The organism is Desulfoluna sp. CLI2B (assembly GCF_056847375.1).
Genome location: NZ_CP186557.1, coordinates 5,717,117 through 5,734,230, shown reverse-complemented (window position 1 = coordinate 5,734,230; position 17,114 = coordinate 5,717,117). Strand labels below are relative to the sequence as shown.

Annotated in this window: 16 protein-coding genes and 1 pseudogene; 9 read left to right on the top strand and 8 right to left on the bottom strand. The window is 58.0% G+C overall.

The annotated features are described in order from the left end of the window. Positions 1-335: 335 nt before the first annotated feature. Positions 336-869 (bottom strand): cysteine hydrolase family protein, encoded by a 534-nt coding sequence (locus tag ACOYW2_RS26625; RefSeq protein ID WP_482768529.1) that lies wholly within the window; start codon positions 867-869, stop codon positions 336-338. Positions 870-1,044: 175 nt separating this feature from the next. Here ACOYW2_RS26625 and ACOYW2_RS26620 point away from each other — a divergent pair, with 175 nt between their 5' ends. Beyond that, complete coding sequence (locus ACOYW2_RS26620) at positions 1,045-1,671, top strand: MBL fold metallo-hydrolase (protein WP_482768528.1); 627 nt, start codon at positions 1,045-1,047, stop codon at positions 1,669-1,671. A gap of 36 nt (positions 1,672-1,707) precedes the next feature. Here the strand turns inward: ACOYW2_RS26620 and ACOYW2_RS26615 are convergent, their stop codons facing one another. Beyond that, entirely contained in the window at positions 1,708-2,463 is a 756-nt protein-coding gene (locus tag ACOYW2_RS26615; protein ID WP_482768527.1) for a Rossmann-like domain-containing protein, read from the bottom strand. 159 nt (positions 2,464-2,622) lie between these two features. Between ACOYW2_RS26615 and ACOYW2_RS26610 the strand changes: the two are divergent. The 6 genes and pseudogenes from ACOYW2_RS26610 to ACOYW2_RS26585 all read left to right on the top strand — a co-directional run. Continuing rightward, positions 2,623-2,862, top strand: a pseudogene (locus ACOYW2_RS26610) (substrate-binding domain-containing protein); the annotation flags it as partial. Between the two features lie 121 nt (positions 2,863-2,983). Beyond that, positions 2,984-3,397, top strand: coding sequence for a molybdate ABC transporter substrate-binding protein (gene modA / locus ACOYW2_RS26605; protein ID WP_482768526.1), 414 nt, complete (start codon positions 2,984-2,986; stop codon positions 3,395-3,397). Then, entirely contained in the window at positions 3,397-3,828 is a 432-nt protein-coding gene (locus ACOYW2_RS26600) for an ABC transporter permease (RefSeq protein ID WP_482768525.1), read from the top strand. The genes modA and ACOYW2_RS26600 overlap by 1 nt, the downstream gene beginning before the upstream one ends. Beyond that, positions 3,759-4,097, top strand: coding sequence for an ABC transporter permease subunit (locus ACOYW2_RS26595; protein ID WP_482768524.1), 339 nt, complete (start codon positions 3,759-3,761; stop codon positions 4,095-4,097). The genes ACOYW2_RS26600 and ACOYW2_RS26595 overlap by 70 nt, the downstream gene beginning before the upstream one ends. Before the next feature lie 235 nt (positions 4,098-4,332). Then, positions 4,333-4,488: a hypothetical protein gene (locus ACOYW2_RS26590; protein ID WP_482768523.1), complete on the top strand. Its 156-nt coding sequence runs from the start codon at positions 4,333-4,335 to the stop codon at positions 4,486-4,488. 67 nt (positions 4,489-4,555) lie between these two features. Beyond that, entirely contained in the window at positions 4,556-5,038 is a 483-nt protein-coding gene (locus ACOYW2_RS26585) for an ATP-binding cassette domain-containing protein (protein WP_482768522.1), read from the top strand. 954 nt (positions 5,039-5,992) lie between these two features. Here ACOYW2_RS26585 and ACOYW2_RS26580 read toward each other — a convergent pair. After that, entirely contained in the window at positions 5,993-7,438 is a 1,446-nt protein-coding gene (locus tag ACOYW2_RS26580; RefSeq protein ID WP_482420681.1) for a Do family serine endopeptidase, read from the bottom strand. Between the two features lie 605 nt (positions 7,439-8,043). On the opposite strand from ACOYW2_RS26580, the gene ACOYW2_RS26575 reads away from it, so the two are divergent. After that, positions 8,044-9,843, top strand: a complete 1,800-nt coding sequence (locus ACOYW2_RS26575; RefSeq protein ID WP_482418772.1) for an ATP-binding protein — start codon at positions 8,044-8,046, stop codon at positions 9,841-9,843. Continuing rightward, positions 9,812-11,128 (top strand): sigma-54-dependent transcriptional regulator, encoded by a 1,317-nt coding sequence (locus ACOYW2_RS26570; protein ID WP_482768521.1) that lies wholly within the window; start codon positions 9,812-9,814, stop codon positions 11,126-11,128. Before ACOYW2_RS26575 ends, ACOYW2_RS26570 begins: the two co-directional genes overlap by 32 nt. A 529-nt stretch (positions 11,129-11,657) precedes the next feature. Here the strand turns inward: ACOYW2_RS26570 and ACOYW2_RS26565 are convergent. The 5 genes from ACOYW2_RS26565 to ACOYW2_RS26545 all read right to left on the bottom strand — a co-directional run bounded on the left by ACOYW2_RS26565 (position 11,658) and on the right by ACOYW2_RS26545 (position 17,042). After that, the gene (locus ACOYW2_RS26565; protein WP_482768520.1) at positions 11,658-12,434 is read right to left on the bottom strand and encodes a LabA-like NYN domain-containing protein; all 777 of its coding nucleotides are present in this window, start codon (positions 12,432-12,434) and stop codon (positions 11,658-11,660) included. Positions 12,435-12,891: 457 nt separating this feature from the next. Next, the gene (locus ACOYW2_RS26560; protein ID WP_482418770.1) at positions 12,892-13,653 is read right to left on the bottom strand and encodes an SDR family oxidoreductase; all 762 of its coding nucleotides are present in this window, start codon (positions 13,651-13,653) and stop codon (positions 12,892-12,894) included. Positions 13,654-13,655: 2 nt separating this feature from the next. Then, on the bottom strand, positions 13,656-14,732 hold the full coding sequence (locus ACOYW2_RS26555; protein WP_482768519.1) for a phosphotransferase family protein: 1,077 nt from the start codon (positions 14,730-14,732) through the stop codon (positions 13,656-13,658). Between the two features lie 464 nt (positions 14,733-15,196). Further along, the gene (locus ACOYW2_RS26550; RefSeq protein ID WP_482768518.1) at positions 15,197-15,883 is read right to left on the bottom strand and encodes a TetR/AcrR family transcriptional regulator; all 687 of its coding nucleotides are present in this window, start codon (positions 15,881-15,883) and stop codon (positions 15,197-15,199) included. 250 nt (positions 15,884-16,133) lie between these two features. Then, positions 16,134-17,042 carry an acyl-CoA dehydrogenase family protein gene (locus ACOYW2_RS26545; protein WP_482768517.1) on the bottom strand — a complete coding sequence of 303 codons (909 nt, stop codon included), beginning with the start codon at positions 17,040-17,042 and terminating at the stop codon, positions 16,134-16,136. Positions 17,043-17,114 lie beyond the last annotated feature (72 nt).

Sequence of the window (17,114 nt, the reverse complement as noted above, 5' to 3'; positions counted from 1 at the left end):
TTTCATGGCCAACCAAAAAAACAGACGGAGCAAACCTCAGGAATCAGCCCTATACGGCCTGACTGACGCCACCGATTGACTGCACTGTGTTCGCCCATATCCCGAAAAGGCGCTGCAGGGATCGCAGAAAAGCTCACCTGCCATCGCACCTCCTCGGCCCGGCCCATCGGCATGGGTCCCGGGGAGCTTTACTCAAAATCAATACTGAAAAGGAAGAGATGTACGAGACGTTATGACTTGTTCACAACAACATTGCACACAAAGAAAAAAAGATCAATCGGATAAACACGTTATACTGACTGAGTCATTTATTTTCTGTTTTGATATGTCCCTCGTCAAACCACGATTTCGCCGGAGAGTATTGCGTCAATGGGCACTCCGTAGCTCCTGATGGCGGGGAGGGTAGCGTTATGGTGCGCCCGAATAACATCGCCGGAAGCGTGTGATTTGTCATGGGTGGTATGGGCATCGGCGGCCAAAGTCACATGATATTTCAATCCGGCGGCCCTGCGGGCGGTGGTGTCCACACAGAACTCCGTGGCGTATCCGCAGAGGATAAGGTGAGTTGCCCCCAGCTTGGTCAGAAGTTCGGTAAGGCGGGTTCGCAAAAAAGAGTCCGGGGTTGTTTTGCGAATCACATGGTCCCCGGGTTCCACCCGAAGCCTTGGGTCCAGCTCCCAGCCGGGAGAACCATAGACGAGGCCGCCGCCTTGGGTCTCATGCTGCACAAAAATCACCGGCACCGAAGCACTTCGGCAGCGCGATGCCAGCTCATTGATGCGAGATATCACGTGCTTCGCATCAAAGGGAACGGGCTCAGGCCCGAAGAGCCCCTTTTGAACATCAATGACCACCAACGCTGATTTCATCACACCCTCCTTATATGCACGCCAACATCAAAACCTGCCGACGCCCCATGGACATCGCCCCGCCCCCGGGTTACCCTGTGGTCCGATCCCTGATCACTCCCACCCATGGGGTGGTATAGCATCGAATCAGAAAAAACCATAGCTAAGAGCCATCGACCCTTTTGCAGGAGCCCCCATGAACATACATCAGATTCGCCTGGCAAAAATGGCCACCTTTGCCTACATCGTTGAAGACAAAGCCACACATCGCTGCCTTCTGGTGGATCCGGCCTTTGAGGTAAAACGGATTCTACGGGAGGTCCACATCCTGGGACTGGAGGTGGTGGGACTCGTCAACACCCACTGCCACAGCGACCATACGGCAGGCAACCGGGCGGTGGTGGCGGCCACCGGTGCTCCCTTGATGATTCACCGTGACGACGCCAAGGCGCTTTCCGGCATCGGAAACCGCACCCTCACACGGGCCCTGGGAGGCAAGGGATCGCCCAAGCCGTCCCGGCTGCTGAAAGACGGCTCCGTCATCGAGGTGGGAAAGGGTCGCCTCACGGTCCTTCATACGCCCGGGCACACCCGGGGAGGCATTTGCCTCTACACGCCCGGCCACGTTATCACCGGGGACACCCTGTTTGTGGGAGGGGTGGGCAGAACAGACCTTCCCGGGGGCAGCCTGAAAATCCTGAAGCGCTCCCTGCGCGAAAAGATCTTCACCCTGCCGGGGGACACGGTGGTATGGCCCGGCCATGACTACGGGGCAAAGCCCACCTCCACAGTGGGCCGAGAGAAGGCCACGTTAAGAGTGTAATCGTCCATCAGAAGGCAGGCGGTTTTTCAACCAGGATTAACCGATGGGCTGCACGGCGCACACTTTGCGGCTGAAGCGATGGATCACCGGGGTGCCCTGCCCGTGCCGAACAGCACGCACAACGGCGGCCTGGTCTTCAGGAACGGTACCTGCCAGGATGCGCACGGGAAGATGGCTAAAGGCCTCGGGAACCACCGGGGTGCTGGGCCCAATCATGATGACCCGGGTCATGTCCCGGGGCAGCAGGGCAAGGAGTTCTTCGGTGCTGCGATTCAATATGGAGGTGGAGGTAAGTAACAACACCTCGGCCCAGCCGTTGAGTTTTTGAAGAAAGGAAGGGCGATCACCCACGCCCTGGGTATCGTCCAGAACCTCCACAGAAGCGCCCCGGGCCGTAAACTTTTTCATAAGGGGCCGAAAGAACCCCACCATGGCCACCCGGGTCTCCGGGCCGATGGCAAAGGAATCCATCCAGCCTCCGTCACCGGCATCCTCCGGGTACTCGCAGGCCTCGTGGTAGTTCAGGGCGTTGACCAGGGCCAGAGCCATGGTGCGGTGAAGTGGCACGCCGGACTGCAAAAGGTCCAGAAGCTCGGTGGCAGGCAGGCCTTCAAAATCCCGATACTCCCCGGCCTTTCCGCAGCCCAGGGACGAAGGGTCTGTCCAGGCCAGGCCAATGCCCCCGTCGTCGGTGGTCACGGCCGTGTACTTCAGGCCGATGGTCACAGAGGTCACAATGGTACGGCTCGCCTTGTCGGAAAAATGCGCCGACAGGTTTCGAATCAGTTGCATGGAACTCTCCTCATATTCGTTGGCCATGGGCCTTTCGGACGCACAAAAAGCCAAAAAGGAATTGACCGATTTCTTACCAAATGCAATGTGAGTATGTCAAATGACGTTTAAAAACGCTATATATACGCCAGACAAATACTCGCAAAGGAAACCCAACTGATGAAACCGTTCACACGCACAGCTTCCCTCATGGCCGCCGCCCTGATCTTCCTGTCAGGCCTGGACGTTGCACGGGCCGATGTGGTGGTGTTTGCCGCCGCATCCACCACCAACGCAATCACAGACATCGGCGAACTCTATGCCGCCCGAAAGCTTGGCCGCATGGTTCCCTCCTTTGCCTCCTCCTCCACCCTGGCCAAACAGATCGGAAACGGGGCGCCCGCTGATGTCTACCTGTCGGCAAACACCAAATGGATGGATTACATCGCCCAAAAGGGCCTGGTGGGCCAGGGAAGCCGTCATCTCTCCCGCGAAAAACCGCATCGTCCTCATCGCGCCGGCGAAAAGTGCCCTCACGGACATGGTTGTCAAACCGGGTTTTTCCCCTGCCTCGGCCCTGGGCGAAACCGGCCGCCTGGCCATGGGAGACCCCGGCCACGTCCCGGCGGGCATGTACGGCAAAAATGCCCTGGAGAGCCTTGGGTCCTGGGATGAAGTCAAAGATCGCCTGGCCCCCATGAAAGATGTTCGGGCAGCCCTGGTGCTGGTGGAACGCGGTGAATGCCCCTTGGGCCTCGTCTACGCCACCGATGCCGCCATCTCAAAAAAAGTGCGCGTGGTGGGGACCTTTCCCGAGTCCTGCCACCCGCCCATTGTCTACCCCGTGGCCGCCGTCAAGGGAGGCAACGCCGAAGAAGCCCGGCGATTCCTTGACTTCCTGCAGACCCCGGAGGCCCGGGCTGTCTTTCAAAAATACGGATTCGGCGTCAGGTAATGGGCATTTTTACCCTTACCGCCTTGGAGCGTGAAGCCGTGGCCTTAAGCCTCCAGGTGGCAGGCTGGGCCGTGGTGCTCAGCCTGCCCGTAGGGATCTTGACGGCCTGGGCCCTTGCCAGGGGCCGGTTTCCCGGAAAATCCCTCCTGGAGGCGCTGGTCCACCTGCCCCTGGTCCTACCGCCTGTGGTCATGGGGTACCTGCTGCTGGTGCTCCTGGGGCGAAACGGTGCCATCGGAGGCCCCCTCTTCAACTACCTGGGCATCTCCCTGGCCTTTCCCTTTACCTGGAAAGGGCAAACGGCTGCAGCCCGGCCCACGGCCCTTTGCCTGTCTGCGCCGTACGCCTCTCCCTGGAGAGTGTGGACCCGGGACTGGAAGCCGCGGCCCGCACCCTGGGTGCCGGACCCGTCGCGGTCTTCTTCACGGTGACCCTGCCCCTCATGGCCCCGGGAATCCTCACGGGAACCCTCCTGGCCTTTGCCCGGAGCCTGGGGGAGTTCGGTGCCACCATCACCTTTGTCTCCAACATCCGGGGAGAGACCCAGACCCTGCCCCTGGCCCTCTACACCCTCACCCAGGTGCCGGCCGGCGAGACCGGTGCCATGCGCCTGTGCATCCTGTCGGTACTCATCGCCATGGTGGCCCTCATCGTTTCCGAGACCCTTGCCCGCCGAGTCGCAGCCCGCATGAAGGCATAAATGAGGGGTAACAATTCAGCTCCGAAAATCAGCTTCCGGCGGCAAGGTGTGCCACCTTGAAAGCAAGTTGCGAATGCGCTTTCCCCTTCGTTCCTCATGGAAAATCACATTCGCCTTTGAGTCAGATCAAACTGAATCAGTTGTTAAAACCTGTTTATCAAACGTTTCAAACGTTTGGCCCCGGCAGGTCCGCCGGAGGCATACGCTGAACAGTGACAAGGAAGGATTCAATCCCATGCTGAATTTACAGATCCACCATACACAGGGCCGGTTTATCCTGGATGTAGCCTTTGAGGCCCCCGGAACCGGGGTCACGGCGCTTTTCGGCCCGTCCGGGGCGGGAATCGCGGCGAAGATGGCGGCGGCGGCGGCCGCTGCCGCACCGCGCTAACGGGCTCTGTCTCTTTGATTCAAAGCAGGGCATTGACCTGCCCCCGGAAAAGAGGCGCATCGGGTATGTGTTTCAGGAGGGACGGCTCTTTCCCCACCTTTCGGTGCGGTCCAACCTCACCTACGGCATGCGAAGGACGCCCGCTGCCCTTCGTTTTGTGAATTTTGATGAGGTAACCTCCCTTTTGGGCATCGGCCATCTCCTCACCAGGCGACCGGCAGGTCTCTCCGGAGGGGAAAAACAGCGGGTGGCCATCGGCAGGGCCCTTTTGACCAGCCCGGCCATGCTCCTCATGGACGAGCCCCTGGCCTCCCTGGATACGGCACGAAAGGCCGAAGTGATCCCCTATATCAAAAAGCTCGCGGCCCACGTCTCCATCCCCGTTCTCTACGTCAGCCATGCACCTGATGAAATCCGCGCCCTGGCAGCCCACGTAGTGCCCCTTGAAAACGGGGGAGTCACCGCTGAAGGCTCACCAAAGGCTCTTTTCTCAGAAGGAATGCTCTCTTCCCCATGGAGTACCGGGCCCATGGCCGTTGCGTCCCCCTGATCGCTGTTTCCACCACGCACTTGCCCAAAAAGCAAAACCCCCGGGGCACCGTTGCCCCGGGGGTTTTACACCACTACAATTTAGGAGAATATAAGGATGATTTTTTTCCCTGAACCGTCCCCTTAAGGGCGCTTCAGAAAAGGGTCTTGCTGTTTTCAGATTTCGGGGGGTGCCTTGCGGCACCCCCTTCAACCTTATGGAGATAGGAGGATGAAGAATATATGTAAACACCGTGTTGACGACCCGGGCCACCGGATCGCGATGAGGAGATTCTTTAAAACAGCTTCCGAAGGACCCGGCTCAAAGGGATTTCCAAAAAAGGGGGAAAAGAGGTTTCTTTGGGTTGTTTTGCGTTTTGTTCGGTTGAGCCGGGCCTTCGAGAGGCTTGTCCTGGTTAATTTGCAACCCGCGTGCCAAACCAAGATTTATTTTTGGTAAAAATACATAACAATCCTTTATAAAAGGACATACCCATAGCAAAAAAATTCAGCATACGTTTTTCCCCTTTGCAGAGCTCGCCACCTCGCCCTTGCCATGGATACTTTTTAACCACATGATTACCCCCTCCCCCCAACGCTTTGGTTACTTTGTAGCCACCTGCCCCAGCAACGCACAAAGACAGGCAAGGCATGCCACACTGGAACACGATCTTACCGATAACGAGTCTGCTCGCCTTCTATGGTTAAAATAGGGAGCAGAAACAAGCCTCCGGCGTCTAGGGGATGATCACCTGGCCCCCAACTTGCGAAGGCTTTTTTGAGCTGAATGGTCACCCGTGCCGGATCCAGGGCCAGGGCCAAACGCAAAACCCCCGGGGCACCATGCCACGGGGGTTTTACGTATTGCACCACTGCAATTCAGGAGAATAAAGGATGAAGCTATATGTGAACACCGTGACGGCCCGGGCCACCGGGCCGCGATAGGATGGTATGTCCTTCAGGTTTGGATCATGGCCTATTTTGTGAACCGGACCAGGGCATACCCCCGGCCTCTGCGGATGATGAGCATGTCCACCTGCTCACCCTCATCAATGCCCTCCAGCACCTCGAAGTAATCGTCTTCGGAGCGAATGGGCGTGTGATTGACCTCTTTGATGATGTCACCGTGGACCAGGCCGATCTGGCTGCCTTTGCTTCGGGGCTTCACCCCGGTGATGAGGACCCCCTGGGTGTCGGACAGGTTGAAGCGCTTGGCCATCTCCGGGGAGATGGAGGCGATGTCGATGCCCAGATCCGTGTCCCCGCTGCCCATGCCCTGGGCGCCTGCGGTCCTGCGATCTTCACGCTTGCCGATCTTGACCTTCACGGTCTTCTCTTTGCCGTTCCTGAGAAAGGTGACCTTGACCTTGTCCCCCACCTTCTGGGAGGCCACAATGCCGGTGAGGTCTTTTAAGGTCTCCACTTTTTTGCCGTCGATGGAAAGAATGATGTCCTTGGCCCTGATACCCGCCTTCTCCGCAGGATCACCCTTGAAGGCGTCCATGATCATGACCCCTTTGGCACCGGGAAGTCCGTAGTATTTCACCACGTCACCTTGAATTATTGCCTGGATGGAGACCCCGAGCCACCCGCGGGTCACGTTGCCGTCCTCTTTGAGCTGGGCGATGATACCCGCCGCAAGCTTCACGGGAATGGCGAACCCAAGCCCCTGGCCGCCCTGGATAATGGCGGTGTTGATACCGATCACCCGACCTTCAAGGTCCAGAAGGGGGCCCCCGCTGTTCCCGGGGTTGATGGAGGTGTCGGTCTGAATGTAGTCGTCGTAGGGCCCGCTGCCCAGGACCCGCCCCTTGGCGCTGACAATGCCGGTGGTAACCGTGTGCCCCAGGCCGAAGGGATTGCCGATGGCCATGACCCACTGGCCCACCTTGATCTCCTGGGTGTCCCCCAGCTCAAGGGCGGGAAGCTCTTTATCGGCATCGATCTTGATCAGGGCCAGGTCCGTACTGGGATCACGCCCCGCAATGGTGGCCTCGTACTCATGGCCGTCCTTGAGGATCACCTTGATCTCCGTGGTGTTCTCCACCACGTGGTTGTTGGTCACAATGTAGCCCGAGGGATCCACGATAAAGCCGGAGCCCAGGCTGCGCTGCTTGAACTCACGCTGGCGCTGATCCCCGAAAAACCGCTCGAAGAACTCGTTCATGGGATCGTTGGGGTCCATGCCCTGAAAATGCCGGGAGACACGGCCACCGCCGTTGACTGTTTTCTCGGTACGAATGTTCACCACGGACGGAGAGGCTTTCTCCGCCAGCTCGGAAAAATCGGCGGGGATCATCTTGACGGCTTCCGCCCTGACGGGAACGGCCGTCAGGAGCACGGCCAAGGAAAGCATCATCAGGGCAGCGATACGTAAAGGGTGTGACGATTGCGGGATGGCTGTTTCTCGTGTGTGCATCATCTATGGGGTAGCTCCGTTGTTAAACGTTGTCGTCTCGTTTTAAAAAAATCTTCCGAAGGGCCCGGCTCGGAGGGGTTTTCCAAAAGGGGGAAAAGAGGCTTCTTTGGGTGTGTTGCGTCTTGCTGAACAAGCCGGGCCTTCGGAAGGCTTGGAGACGAGTAGTGCAACCGCTGTGCCAAGCTTTGAAGTCAACCCACAGAAGCATCCCGTAACCGACTGTCATCATAGAAAAGATAAACAGCCTTCATGGTTCTTCAACAGCCGCGTTCTTTTTTTTCTTGCAGGCCCGGGCCACATAGTGGATACTTTTTAGCCATATGATTCCCATGTAACCGGATGGCCATGGTTATTTTTTAACCACCTGTGCCAGAAAACGCCCGCTTTGCCTCAAAGCGGTACAGCTCCCGTTTGTCCATCAAAACGGTCTCGGGACCTGTATCGGCCTTTCAGGTAAGGGTCTTGAAGCCAGGTCTCACCAGGCAGGGCCCGGTGGCGCACGGCCTGGCACCGGTTTTGCTATTCAGATTCCATTGGGCTTTATGCACCATCCCCCCGGTCCGGTGACCGGGCCATGCCCTGAACCATTATAAAACAAGAGAGACGGTATGCCATCGGAACGGAAATTCTGGTCGGAAGTCCCGCCCTGGATCTTTATCGGAGCGGTCGTGGTGCTTCTGCCCATCTCCTCCTGGGTCACCTTTGACAAAATCAAGCGCCAGCGGGAAAACAGTATCCAGCTCCTCATCGAAAAAGGCGCGGCCCTGATCCGCTCCTTTGAGGCCAGCACCCGTACAGGCTTCATGGCCGACAGCTTCCGGGAGAACCGAAAACTCCAGAAACTCCTCTTTGAAACAGCCCGCCAGCCCGACATCTCCTATATCCTCGTGGCCCAGGACGATGGCCGCATCATCGCCCACAACAAAGCCTCCCTGGCAGGCAAGCACCTGAACCTCACCTACCAGGGCAAAGAGCTGGACTTGAAGCGCATCGCCGGTTCCGGCCGCCTCTTCTGGCAGATCATTCATGAAGAGGGGGGCAAGCAGACCCTGGTCATCTTCCGCCGATTCACCCAGGAGGCCTCCAGCCTCTTGCGGATGCAGATCTCCAAGTACGACAACCGGGTCCTCCCCGACGCCGTGCTCCAGCTGGAAAAGGCCCCGGAGCGCATCATCTTCGTGGGCCTGGACATGAGCTCCGTGGAAAAAGCCGGGAAAATCGAGATGCAGGACTCCCTCATCTCCGGGGTGGTGCTGCTCCTGTCCGGGTTCGGGGGGGTGATCCTCCTGTTCATGATCCAGGCCTACCAGTCCACGCGAAGCTCCCTCTCCCGCATAAAGGCGTTTTCCGATACCATCGTGGAGAACCTGCCCATCGGGCTCATGGCCTTTGACAGTTCCTTTCGGATCCTCTCCTTCAACCACGTGGCCAAAAAGGTGATGCAGCTGCCGGACAACACCACGGGCAAAGAAGCCCGGGCCCTCTTGCCCGGGGAGTTCACCGATCGCATCCAGGAGCTGAAATACGGCATCGGCATGGTGGAGGACCAGGTGGAATGCACCACCCCCCAGGGGGCCTTTCTTCCCCTTCAGGTAAGCGCTGCGCCCTTGAGGGACGAAGAGAACCTGGTCACCGGGTACCTCTGCCTCTTCAAAGACCTCACCGAGGTGCGGAGCCTGAAACGGGAAGTGGAGCGAAGCCGCCGCCTGGCCTCGGTGGGCAAGCTCGCCGCGGGCGTGGCCCACGAAATCCGCAACCCCTTGAGCTCCATCAAGGGATTTGCCACCTATTTCAGTGAGCGTTACAAGGACAACCCCAACGACTTGAACATCGCCCAGATCATGATCAAAGAGGTGGACCGCCTCAACCTGGTGGTTGGCCAGCTCCTGGAATTTGCCCGGCCCGTGAGCCTCTCCCCCAAGCGGGTGGAACTCGATCCCTTCATCGATAACTGCGTCAAGCTTGTGAGCATGCGGGCAAGGGAGCGGGGAATCACCATCGCCACGGTCTTTGACGACGCACCCGAGACAGCCCTTTTTGACCCGGACAAGATCAGCCAGGTGCTGCTCAACCTCTTTTTAAACGCCATTGAGGCAACAGAACCGGGGGGCAGTATCGATTTGAACGTCACACGCCCCGTGGGATCGACCAATCTCGTCCTCACGGTAACCGACACCGGGTGCGGCATCTCCGATGAGAACCTCGCCCATATTTTTGATCCCTATTTTACGACCAAAGCATCTGGAACCGGGCTGGGACTGGCCGTCAGTCACAACATCGTGGAAGCCCACGGTGGCGAAATCCGTATCAAGAGCATCGAAGGTGAAGGCACCGCCATCACCCTGGTCATCCCAACCAAAGCGGAGCAGACAGATCATGACAAAAAACTTCTCGATTCTGGTTGTTGACGACGACACCTCCCATCGAACCATGCTGGCCACCCTTCTCACCGGGTGGGGTTACACCATCTTTGAAGCCAACGACGGCGAGCCCGCCATCGAGATGGTCAAGGAGCGTTACTTCGACCTTATTCTCATGGACATCCGCATGCTCAAGGTTTCGGGCCTGGAAGCCATGGAGAAGATCAACCAGATCAACCCGGCCATTCCCATCATCATCATGACCGCCTACTCCTCCATTGAGACGGCGGTGGGGGCGTTGAAAAACGGAGCCTACGACTACCTCACCAAGCCCATCGACTTCGACAAGCTCCGCCTCACCATCGAACGGGCCACGGAACGCCAGCGCCTTCAGGAAGAGAACCAGCGCCTGCGCCTTTCGTTAAAGGAGCAGTTCGACCGGCAGAACATCATCGCCCGAAGCAACGTGATGACCCAGCTCCTGGACACCGTGGCCCAGGTGGCTACCTCCGAGGCCACGGTCCTCATCACCGGGGAGTCGGGCACCGGCAAGGAGCTCATCGCCGGGGCCACCCACTACAACAGCACCCGGCGGGAAGGCCCCTTTGTGAAGATCAACTGCGCGGCCATCACCGAGACCCTCCTGGAGTCCGAACTCTTCGGCCACGAAAAGGGGGCCTTCACCGGCGCCCAGCGCCGCAAGGAGGGAAAATTCGTCCAGGCCCACGGAGGCAGCATCTTTTTGGACGAGGTCTCGGAGATGCCCCTGTCCATGCAGGTGAAGCTCTTGAGGGTCCTGCAGGAGCGGGAGATCACCCGGGTGGGGGGCGAAGAGGTCATCCCCATTGATGTCCGCGTCATCACCGCCACCAACAAAAACCTGGCGGACCTTGTGCGGGAGGGAAAATTCAGGGAAGACCTCTACTACCGGCTCAACGTGGTGGACCTCTACCTGCCCGCCTTGAGGGAGCGGCGCGACGACATCCCCCCCATCGCCCAGCACTACCTTAAGAGCCTGGCTGAAAAAAACCGCAAAGAGATCTCCGGGTTCACTCCGGAAGCCATGGACATGCTGGTGCGCTACCGCTGGCCCGGTAACGTGCGCGAACTCATCAACACCGTGGAACGCGGGGTCGTCCTCTGCCAGAGCCCCTACGTGGGCATCGAGTCCCTGCGCCTCATGGAAGAAGAGCAACTGGAACCGGCCCACGCCACTGCCGGATTTTCCGGCGAAGTCCGGCCCCTGGAAGAGGTGGAAAAAGAGGCCATCCTCTTCACCCTGGACGCCACCGGTAACAACAAAAGCCAGAACACAAGGCATGGGCGTTCATAGAAAAACCCTGCACAAAAAGCTCAAAGCCTACGGGGTGATGCCTTAAGGGCAGAAAACGGCCTCCGGCGGCCCTGCCGGGGGCTAAACTTTTAAAAAGTTTAACAAATAGGTCTTAAAAAACCATTTTTGATGAAACCTCTTCTAAAGGCGGATATGATTTGACCCGAGGAACGAGGGGCAAAGCGCATCCGCAACCTGCTTTCAAGGTGGCACACCTTGCCGGGGCCAAACGTTTGAAAAGTTAGACAAACAGGTCTTGACTGCTTTGCCATGAATTCCAGCGATTCCGACTGTTCTAACCTTTCGGAAAGTTTTTTGCGGAGCTTTTTTTCAAAAAAGCGACCCGCCGGAGGCAAGGGAATCGTTACAAAAAAAGGGCTCGTGATCTTAAAAGAATCACGAGCCCTTTTCTTTTTCCTTGCCATGTTCTGTGGTCATTTATCGCGCAGCGACAAGCAGCCCCCACATCCCCGCTCACGGGCGCCGCCCGTCTGCACATGTGAAGGGGCAACGCCCCGGAGCATGTGCTTTATCTGTTTTTCCAGTCAAACACCTGAATGTTTTCCGCCTTGTATTTGTCCGGGCCCTGCTCGATGGCGTCGAACTCCAGGATGACGCCTTCGCGTTTGTAGCGCATCAACTGATCGCTGACGATCTTGGGCTCGAAGTCGTTGACGTGACAGAAGACATTGCTCTGCACCTCACCGACACCCAGACCGGTACGCATGTTGAGAAACCCGTACTCGCGGCCCTCTTTGACGGAAGAGATGATACCGCGCTGCCGGCGTTTGTTGTCGAACCGGCTGGGCATGAGCCCTGGCACGAGAAAACCTGAAAAACTGTTGTCCACTTCCCGGCGCAGTTCGGAGCTGGTGTTATCAAAGGAGAGCAGGTCCACACGCTTTCCCCGGTTCTGAAGCGCCCTGACCAGGCGCAGGAAGTCGCCGTCCCCGGTGCCGATGAGCACGTAATCGAGGTTTTCGGACTGGAGCAGAGCATCCACGGCCAGGTCCAAGTCGGCGTTGGCCTTGACCACGGTGTCCCCGTCGTCGTTAAAGTAGCGTTTCACGGTTTTTAAGATCAGGTGAAAACCGGCCCGGCGCATGGCGTTTCGGTACTCTTCGCTGCGCATGCGGTACTCGTGGTCAAACTCCTCCCGGTCGAAATCCGCGGCCAGATAGGCGTTGGCCCGTACAATGGTGGTGTCCTGGGCCGAAACCAGGTCGCGAATGACGCTGTAACGCATGCCCCACCCACCATTGAAGCTGAGGTTGTCTACATCAAGAAAAATACCTGCCTTGAGCATAATGTACAAATCTCCGATACATGCGTGGGACGATTTCTCCTAAATCAATTAAAAAAAAGCCCCCCCGAGCAAACGATCCGGCACGCATAACATAATAAACGGCCTTACCGGCGGAAAACAGCGACGGGGTCAAGGTGCGAATCATCCATTGAAGCTCTCAACCACCGCCCTTTTCCGGGGAGGAGTCATTCATAATCTGCGATCACCCTGGCGCACACCATGAAATCCGATGTGCACCGCCATATAGTGTAGGAATATCATTCACATCTTTACCATAGTTTTTCATTTGCCACAAAGGGGGAACATTTTTTAAAACCACGCGAAAAGCCATTATCCTTGAGGGGCTATCCCCTCGGCAGCCCTTTTCCGCCCATGCCGTGTCGCCAAAACAAAAAAAGGCATGCCCCCGGAGCTCTCTCCGAAAGACACGCCTTTACCGTTAGAAAAAAGAAAATAATCAGGCCAGCATGCCCCCGTCCACCACCAGGGAACTGCCCGTCACATAGGAGGCTGCGTCCGAGACAAGGTAGAGGACCGCACCGGCCATCTCCGAGGGCTCGGCCACGCGGCCTGCAGGGATCTGGCGGTTCACCTCCTTCATGATGTCCTCATTCCGGGTGATGGCAGAGGCGAACTTGGTGTCGGTCAGGCCCGGAAGCAGGGCGTTGACCCGAATTTTGTCCGGGGCCATCTCCTTGGCCAGGGCCTGGGTCATGGCGATCATCCCTGCCTTGCTCACGGAGTAGACCCCTTGAAAAAAAGCAGGCCGGACCCCGTTCACCGACGCCACGTTGACGATGGCTCCGCCGCCCCTCTCCTTCATCAGGGGAGCGGCGTTCCGGATAAGAAAAAACGGGCCCTTGAGGTTTACGTCGAAGATCTTGTCCCAGGCCCACTCTTCGGCGTCCACCATGGGCCCGAAGTGGGGATTGGCCGCGGCGTTGTTCACCAGGATATCCAGCCCTCCGCAGAGGCGCTTGACCTCTGCCGTCAGCTGGGCAATCTGTTCAAGGTCCCCGGTGTGACAGGCCACGGCATGGGCTTTGCCCCCGGCCCCTTCGATTTTTGCCTTTACCGCTTCGAGACCTTCGATCTTACGGCTCGAAAGCACCACCGTCGCCCCGGCCTCTGCAAGGGCCATGGCAATGGCCTCTCCGATGCCCCGGCTTGCGCCGGTGACCAGCGCTGTTTTCCCTTCAAGTGAAACCGATACAGCCATACCTACCTCCCATGATCCATTGATTTCCGGTTCAGTACATATGATAGAGCGGTCCTCTCAAGGATCTGCACCGCAAAAATCAGCATGGCAAACCGCTTGTCCCTGGTGAGGCCCTTGTGGTACCGCTGGTAAATCTGCTGGGCAATAACGGCCAGGCGAAACAGGCCAAAGCAATGGTAGTAATCAAACCCCGAAACATCCCGGCCCGTGAGCCTGCCGTAGCGAGCCACCATCTCGGACCGGGAGAGCGCCCCGTCCATGTTCGTGGGCATAAGGCGGATCATCTGCATCTCTTCGGGGTCGTCTTTCTCCACCCAGTAGGCCAGGGAGTTGCCCAGATCCATGAGGGGGTCACCGTAGGTGGCCATCTCCCAGTCCAGAACCCCGATGATCGCCATGGGATCGGCCTCGGACAACACGATGTTGTCCAGTTTGTAGTCGTTATGGACGATGGTGGGCTGCGGCGTGTCTTCGGGCATGTGGTCTGCAAGCCACTCCATGACGGCTTCGAAGTCCGGGGCGTCGTCGGTCCGGGCGTTGCGGTAGCGCCTGCTCCACCCCTCCACCTGACGCCTTACATACCCTTCGGGCTTGCCCAGAAAATCAAGCCCCGCCTCTTCCACGTCGATGCCGTGGAGAGCCACCTGGACGTCCAGCACCCTTTCGCAGAGCCCTTTCGCCTGGGCCGGACTGTAGGCAAGCCCTGCGGGCAGGTCCTTTCTAAGGATGATCCCCTCCATGCGCTCCATGACGTAAAAGGGGCACCCCATCACCTCCGGATCCTCGGTGTAGTACAACGGCTCAGGGCAGTATGGAAAATGGGGCCTTAAGGCGCTTAAGATACGGTACTCACGCCCCATGTCGTGGGCGCTCTTGATCCTGGCCCCGAAGGGAGGCCTGCGCAGGACCATCTCGGTCTCTCCCACGCGCACCAGATAGGTAAGGTTGGAAAACCCGCTGGGAAACTGGGTCAGTGTCAGGGGGCCGGAAAGCCCCGGGATGTTGGCCACCAAGCAATCATACAGCTTGCCCTCGTCCAGCCCTTCTCCGTCACGAATCGCCTGTGCTGTGTCCTTCATGCGCTCTCCTCTTCCATATCTCTGAATTAGGCAGACAGAAAAAACAGCCTCCGGCGGCCCTGCCGGGGGCTAAACTTTTAAAAAGTTTAACAAACAGGTTTTACGACTATCTTGTAAGGCTCCGCCGAGACAACCTTGACAGTTTGTCATGCTCCATCGGGAACGTTTTACGGTTCTTTTTTCCCAAAACGGGGGGCAGTGCGGTTAAATCTGATATCCAGCAAAATACCGATGCGTATCCTGTGACGTCGAAACTTGTATAGCAACTCGCAGAAACCACCAGCCTTTATGTCGGGCGAAGCCCGAGCCGAAGGCCCCTGCGCTTTGGCCCGAGGAACGAGGGACAAAGCGCAAGGGCTATATGCTTTCGAGGTGTTTTCGTTATCGTGGCTTCGCCACCCTCGCCGCCGGAGGCACGCTTTTTGCCGGTCACTTTAACCATAGAAGGCAGCTTTTCCTTGAGCTTATGCTAACCGAGAGAAGGCCATCTCGATGACGGCGTCAGCGTAGGATTCCACGGAGGTGCCCCGTTTTTTGAACTTCCAGCGTTTCAGGTACCAGTCCTGCTGCATGGCTTTTATGAGCCCTGCGATCAGGGCGGCATCGCAGGGGGTAAAGGCCTTTTCCGCGATGCCCTCTTCAATCTGATCGGTGAGGGCTTTTTCCGTTGCCGCTTCCATGGCAAGGGCCCGGCTGACATCCTCTTTGCCCAGGTGGCGGGACTCCATGAAGCTGAAAAAAAACCACGGCCGGGCCACCTCGCTCAGGTAGATGTGCGCTCGGATCAGGGCAGCGAGTTTGTCAAAGGGGTCGGTGAGGTCTGTGACGCTCTCCCGTAAAAACCGCTCCAGAATCCGCCGTCCCTGCCCCTGGATCAGGGCAAGGAGTTCTTCTTTGCTCTGGATATACCCATACAGCCCGCCCATGGAGAGACCGCTTTCGGTGCACAGGTCCCGCATGCTCATGGCCTGGAACCCCTTCTCCATGGAAATGGCGAACACCGCCTGGATGATCCGCTGGAGGTTCTTCACCGCCGTGGCCTCTTTTTTCACACGGATGGACCCTGCGTTTTCCCGGAACAGCTCCCGGATCATCTCCTCCCTGGAAACCTCGAACTTCTCTTGAAATACACGATAATCTTTCGTCGTCACGTCAGCCCCTTGCCCTTGTCCCATACTGATATTACCCAAACTAAAAACGAATGGTAACCATTCAGCTTATGCCTCCGGCGGCCCTGCCGGGGGCTAAACTTTTGAAAAGTTTAACAAACAGATTTTAAAATCATATTTTACGTTTACGCCGACACAAATACGGATGTGATTTGACCCGAGGAACGAGGGGCAAAGCGCATTCGTAACCAGCTTTCAAGGTGGCACACCTTGCCGCCGGAGGCTCGTTTTTCTACCTCACCTCCCGTCCTTCATAACTCCGCAGGATCCGTTTGGCCAGAGAGGTTTTATGGACTTCGTCTGCACCATCGTAGATACGGGCGGCACGTTCGTGGCGGTAGAAATAAGCCAAAATGGTGTCGTCGGTCATGCCCAGGCCACCGTGGACCTGCAGAGCCCGGTCCACGATGCGGTTCATGGTGTTGGCCACCACAAACTTGATCATGCTGATGCTGTCCCGGGCCTTGGCCGCCCCCACGTTGTCGATCTGCCAGGCGGCGTGGAGGGTCATGAGGCGGGCGGCCTCCATCTCGGCTGCGGATTCGGCGATCCAGCCCTGGATGATCTGGCGGGTGGCCAGGGTTTTCCCGTTGGGGGCGATGACCCGCTCGTTGGCCCGCTTGCACATGAGGTCAAAGGCCCGCCTGCAGATCCCCAGCCAGCGCATGCAGTGATGGATGCGTCCCGGGCCCAGGCGCTCCTGGGCAATGACAAACCCCTGGCCTTCGGGTCCCAGAAGGTTTGTTTGAGGCACCCGGCAGGACTGATAGAGGATCTCGGCGTGGCTTGCGTAGCCGTTGCCTTCATGGCCCATGACCGGGATGTTGCGCACGATGTTGAACCCCGGGGTCTCACCGGGCACGATGATCATGCTGGCCTGGAGGTACGGGGGAGCGTCCGGGTTGGTGACGGCCATGACAATGGCAAAGTCAGCTCCGTCGGCGCTGGTGGTGTACCACTTGTGGCCGTTTATGACGTAGTCGTCCCCGTCTTTCTCTGCCGTGGTCTCCAGCATCACCGGATTGGATCCCGGCATGTCCACCTCGGTCATGGAAAAGCAGCTGCGGATGTCGCCCGCCACCAGGGGATTCAGGTAGCGTTTTTTCTGCTCATCGGTGCCGAACATGTGAAGGATCTCCACGTTCCCCGCATCCGGGGCCTGACCGGAACGGAAGATGACCAGGGGGAACGCCCCAGAGCCTAGGAACTAGGC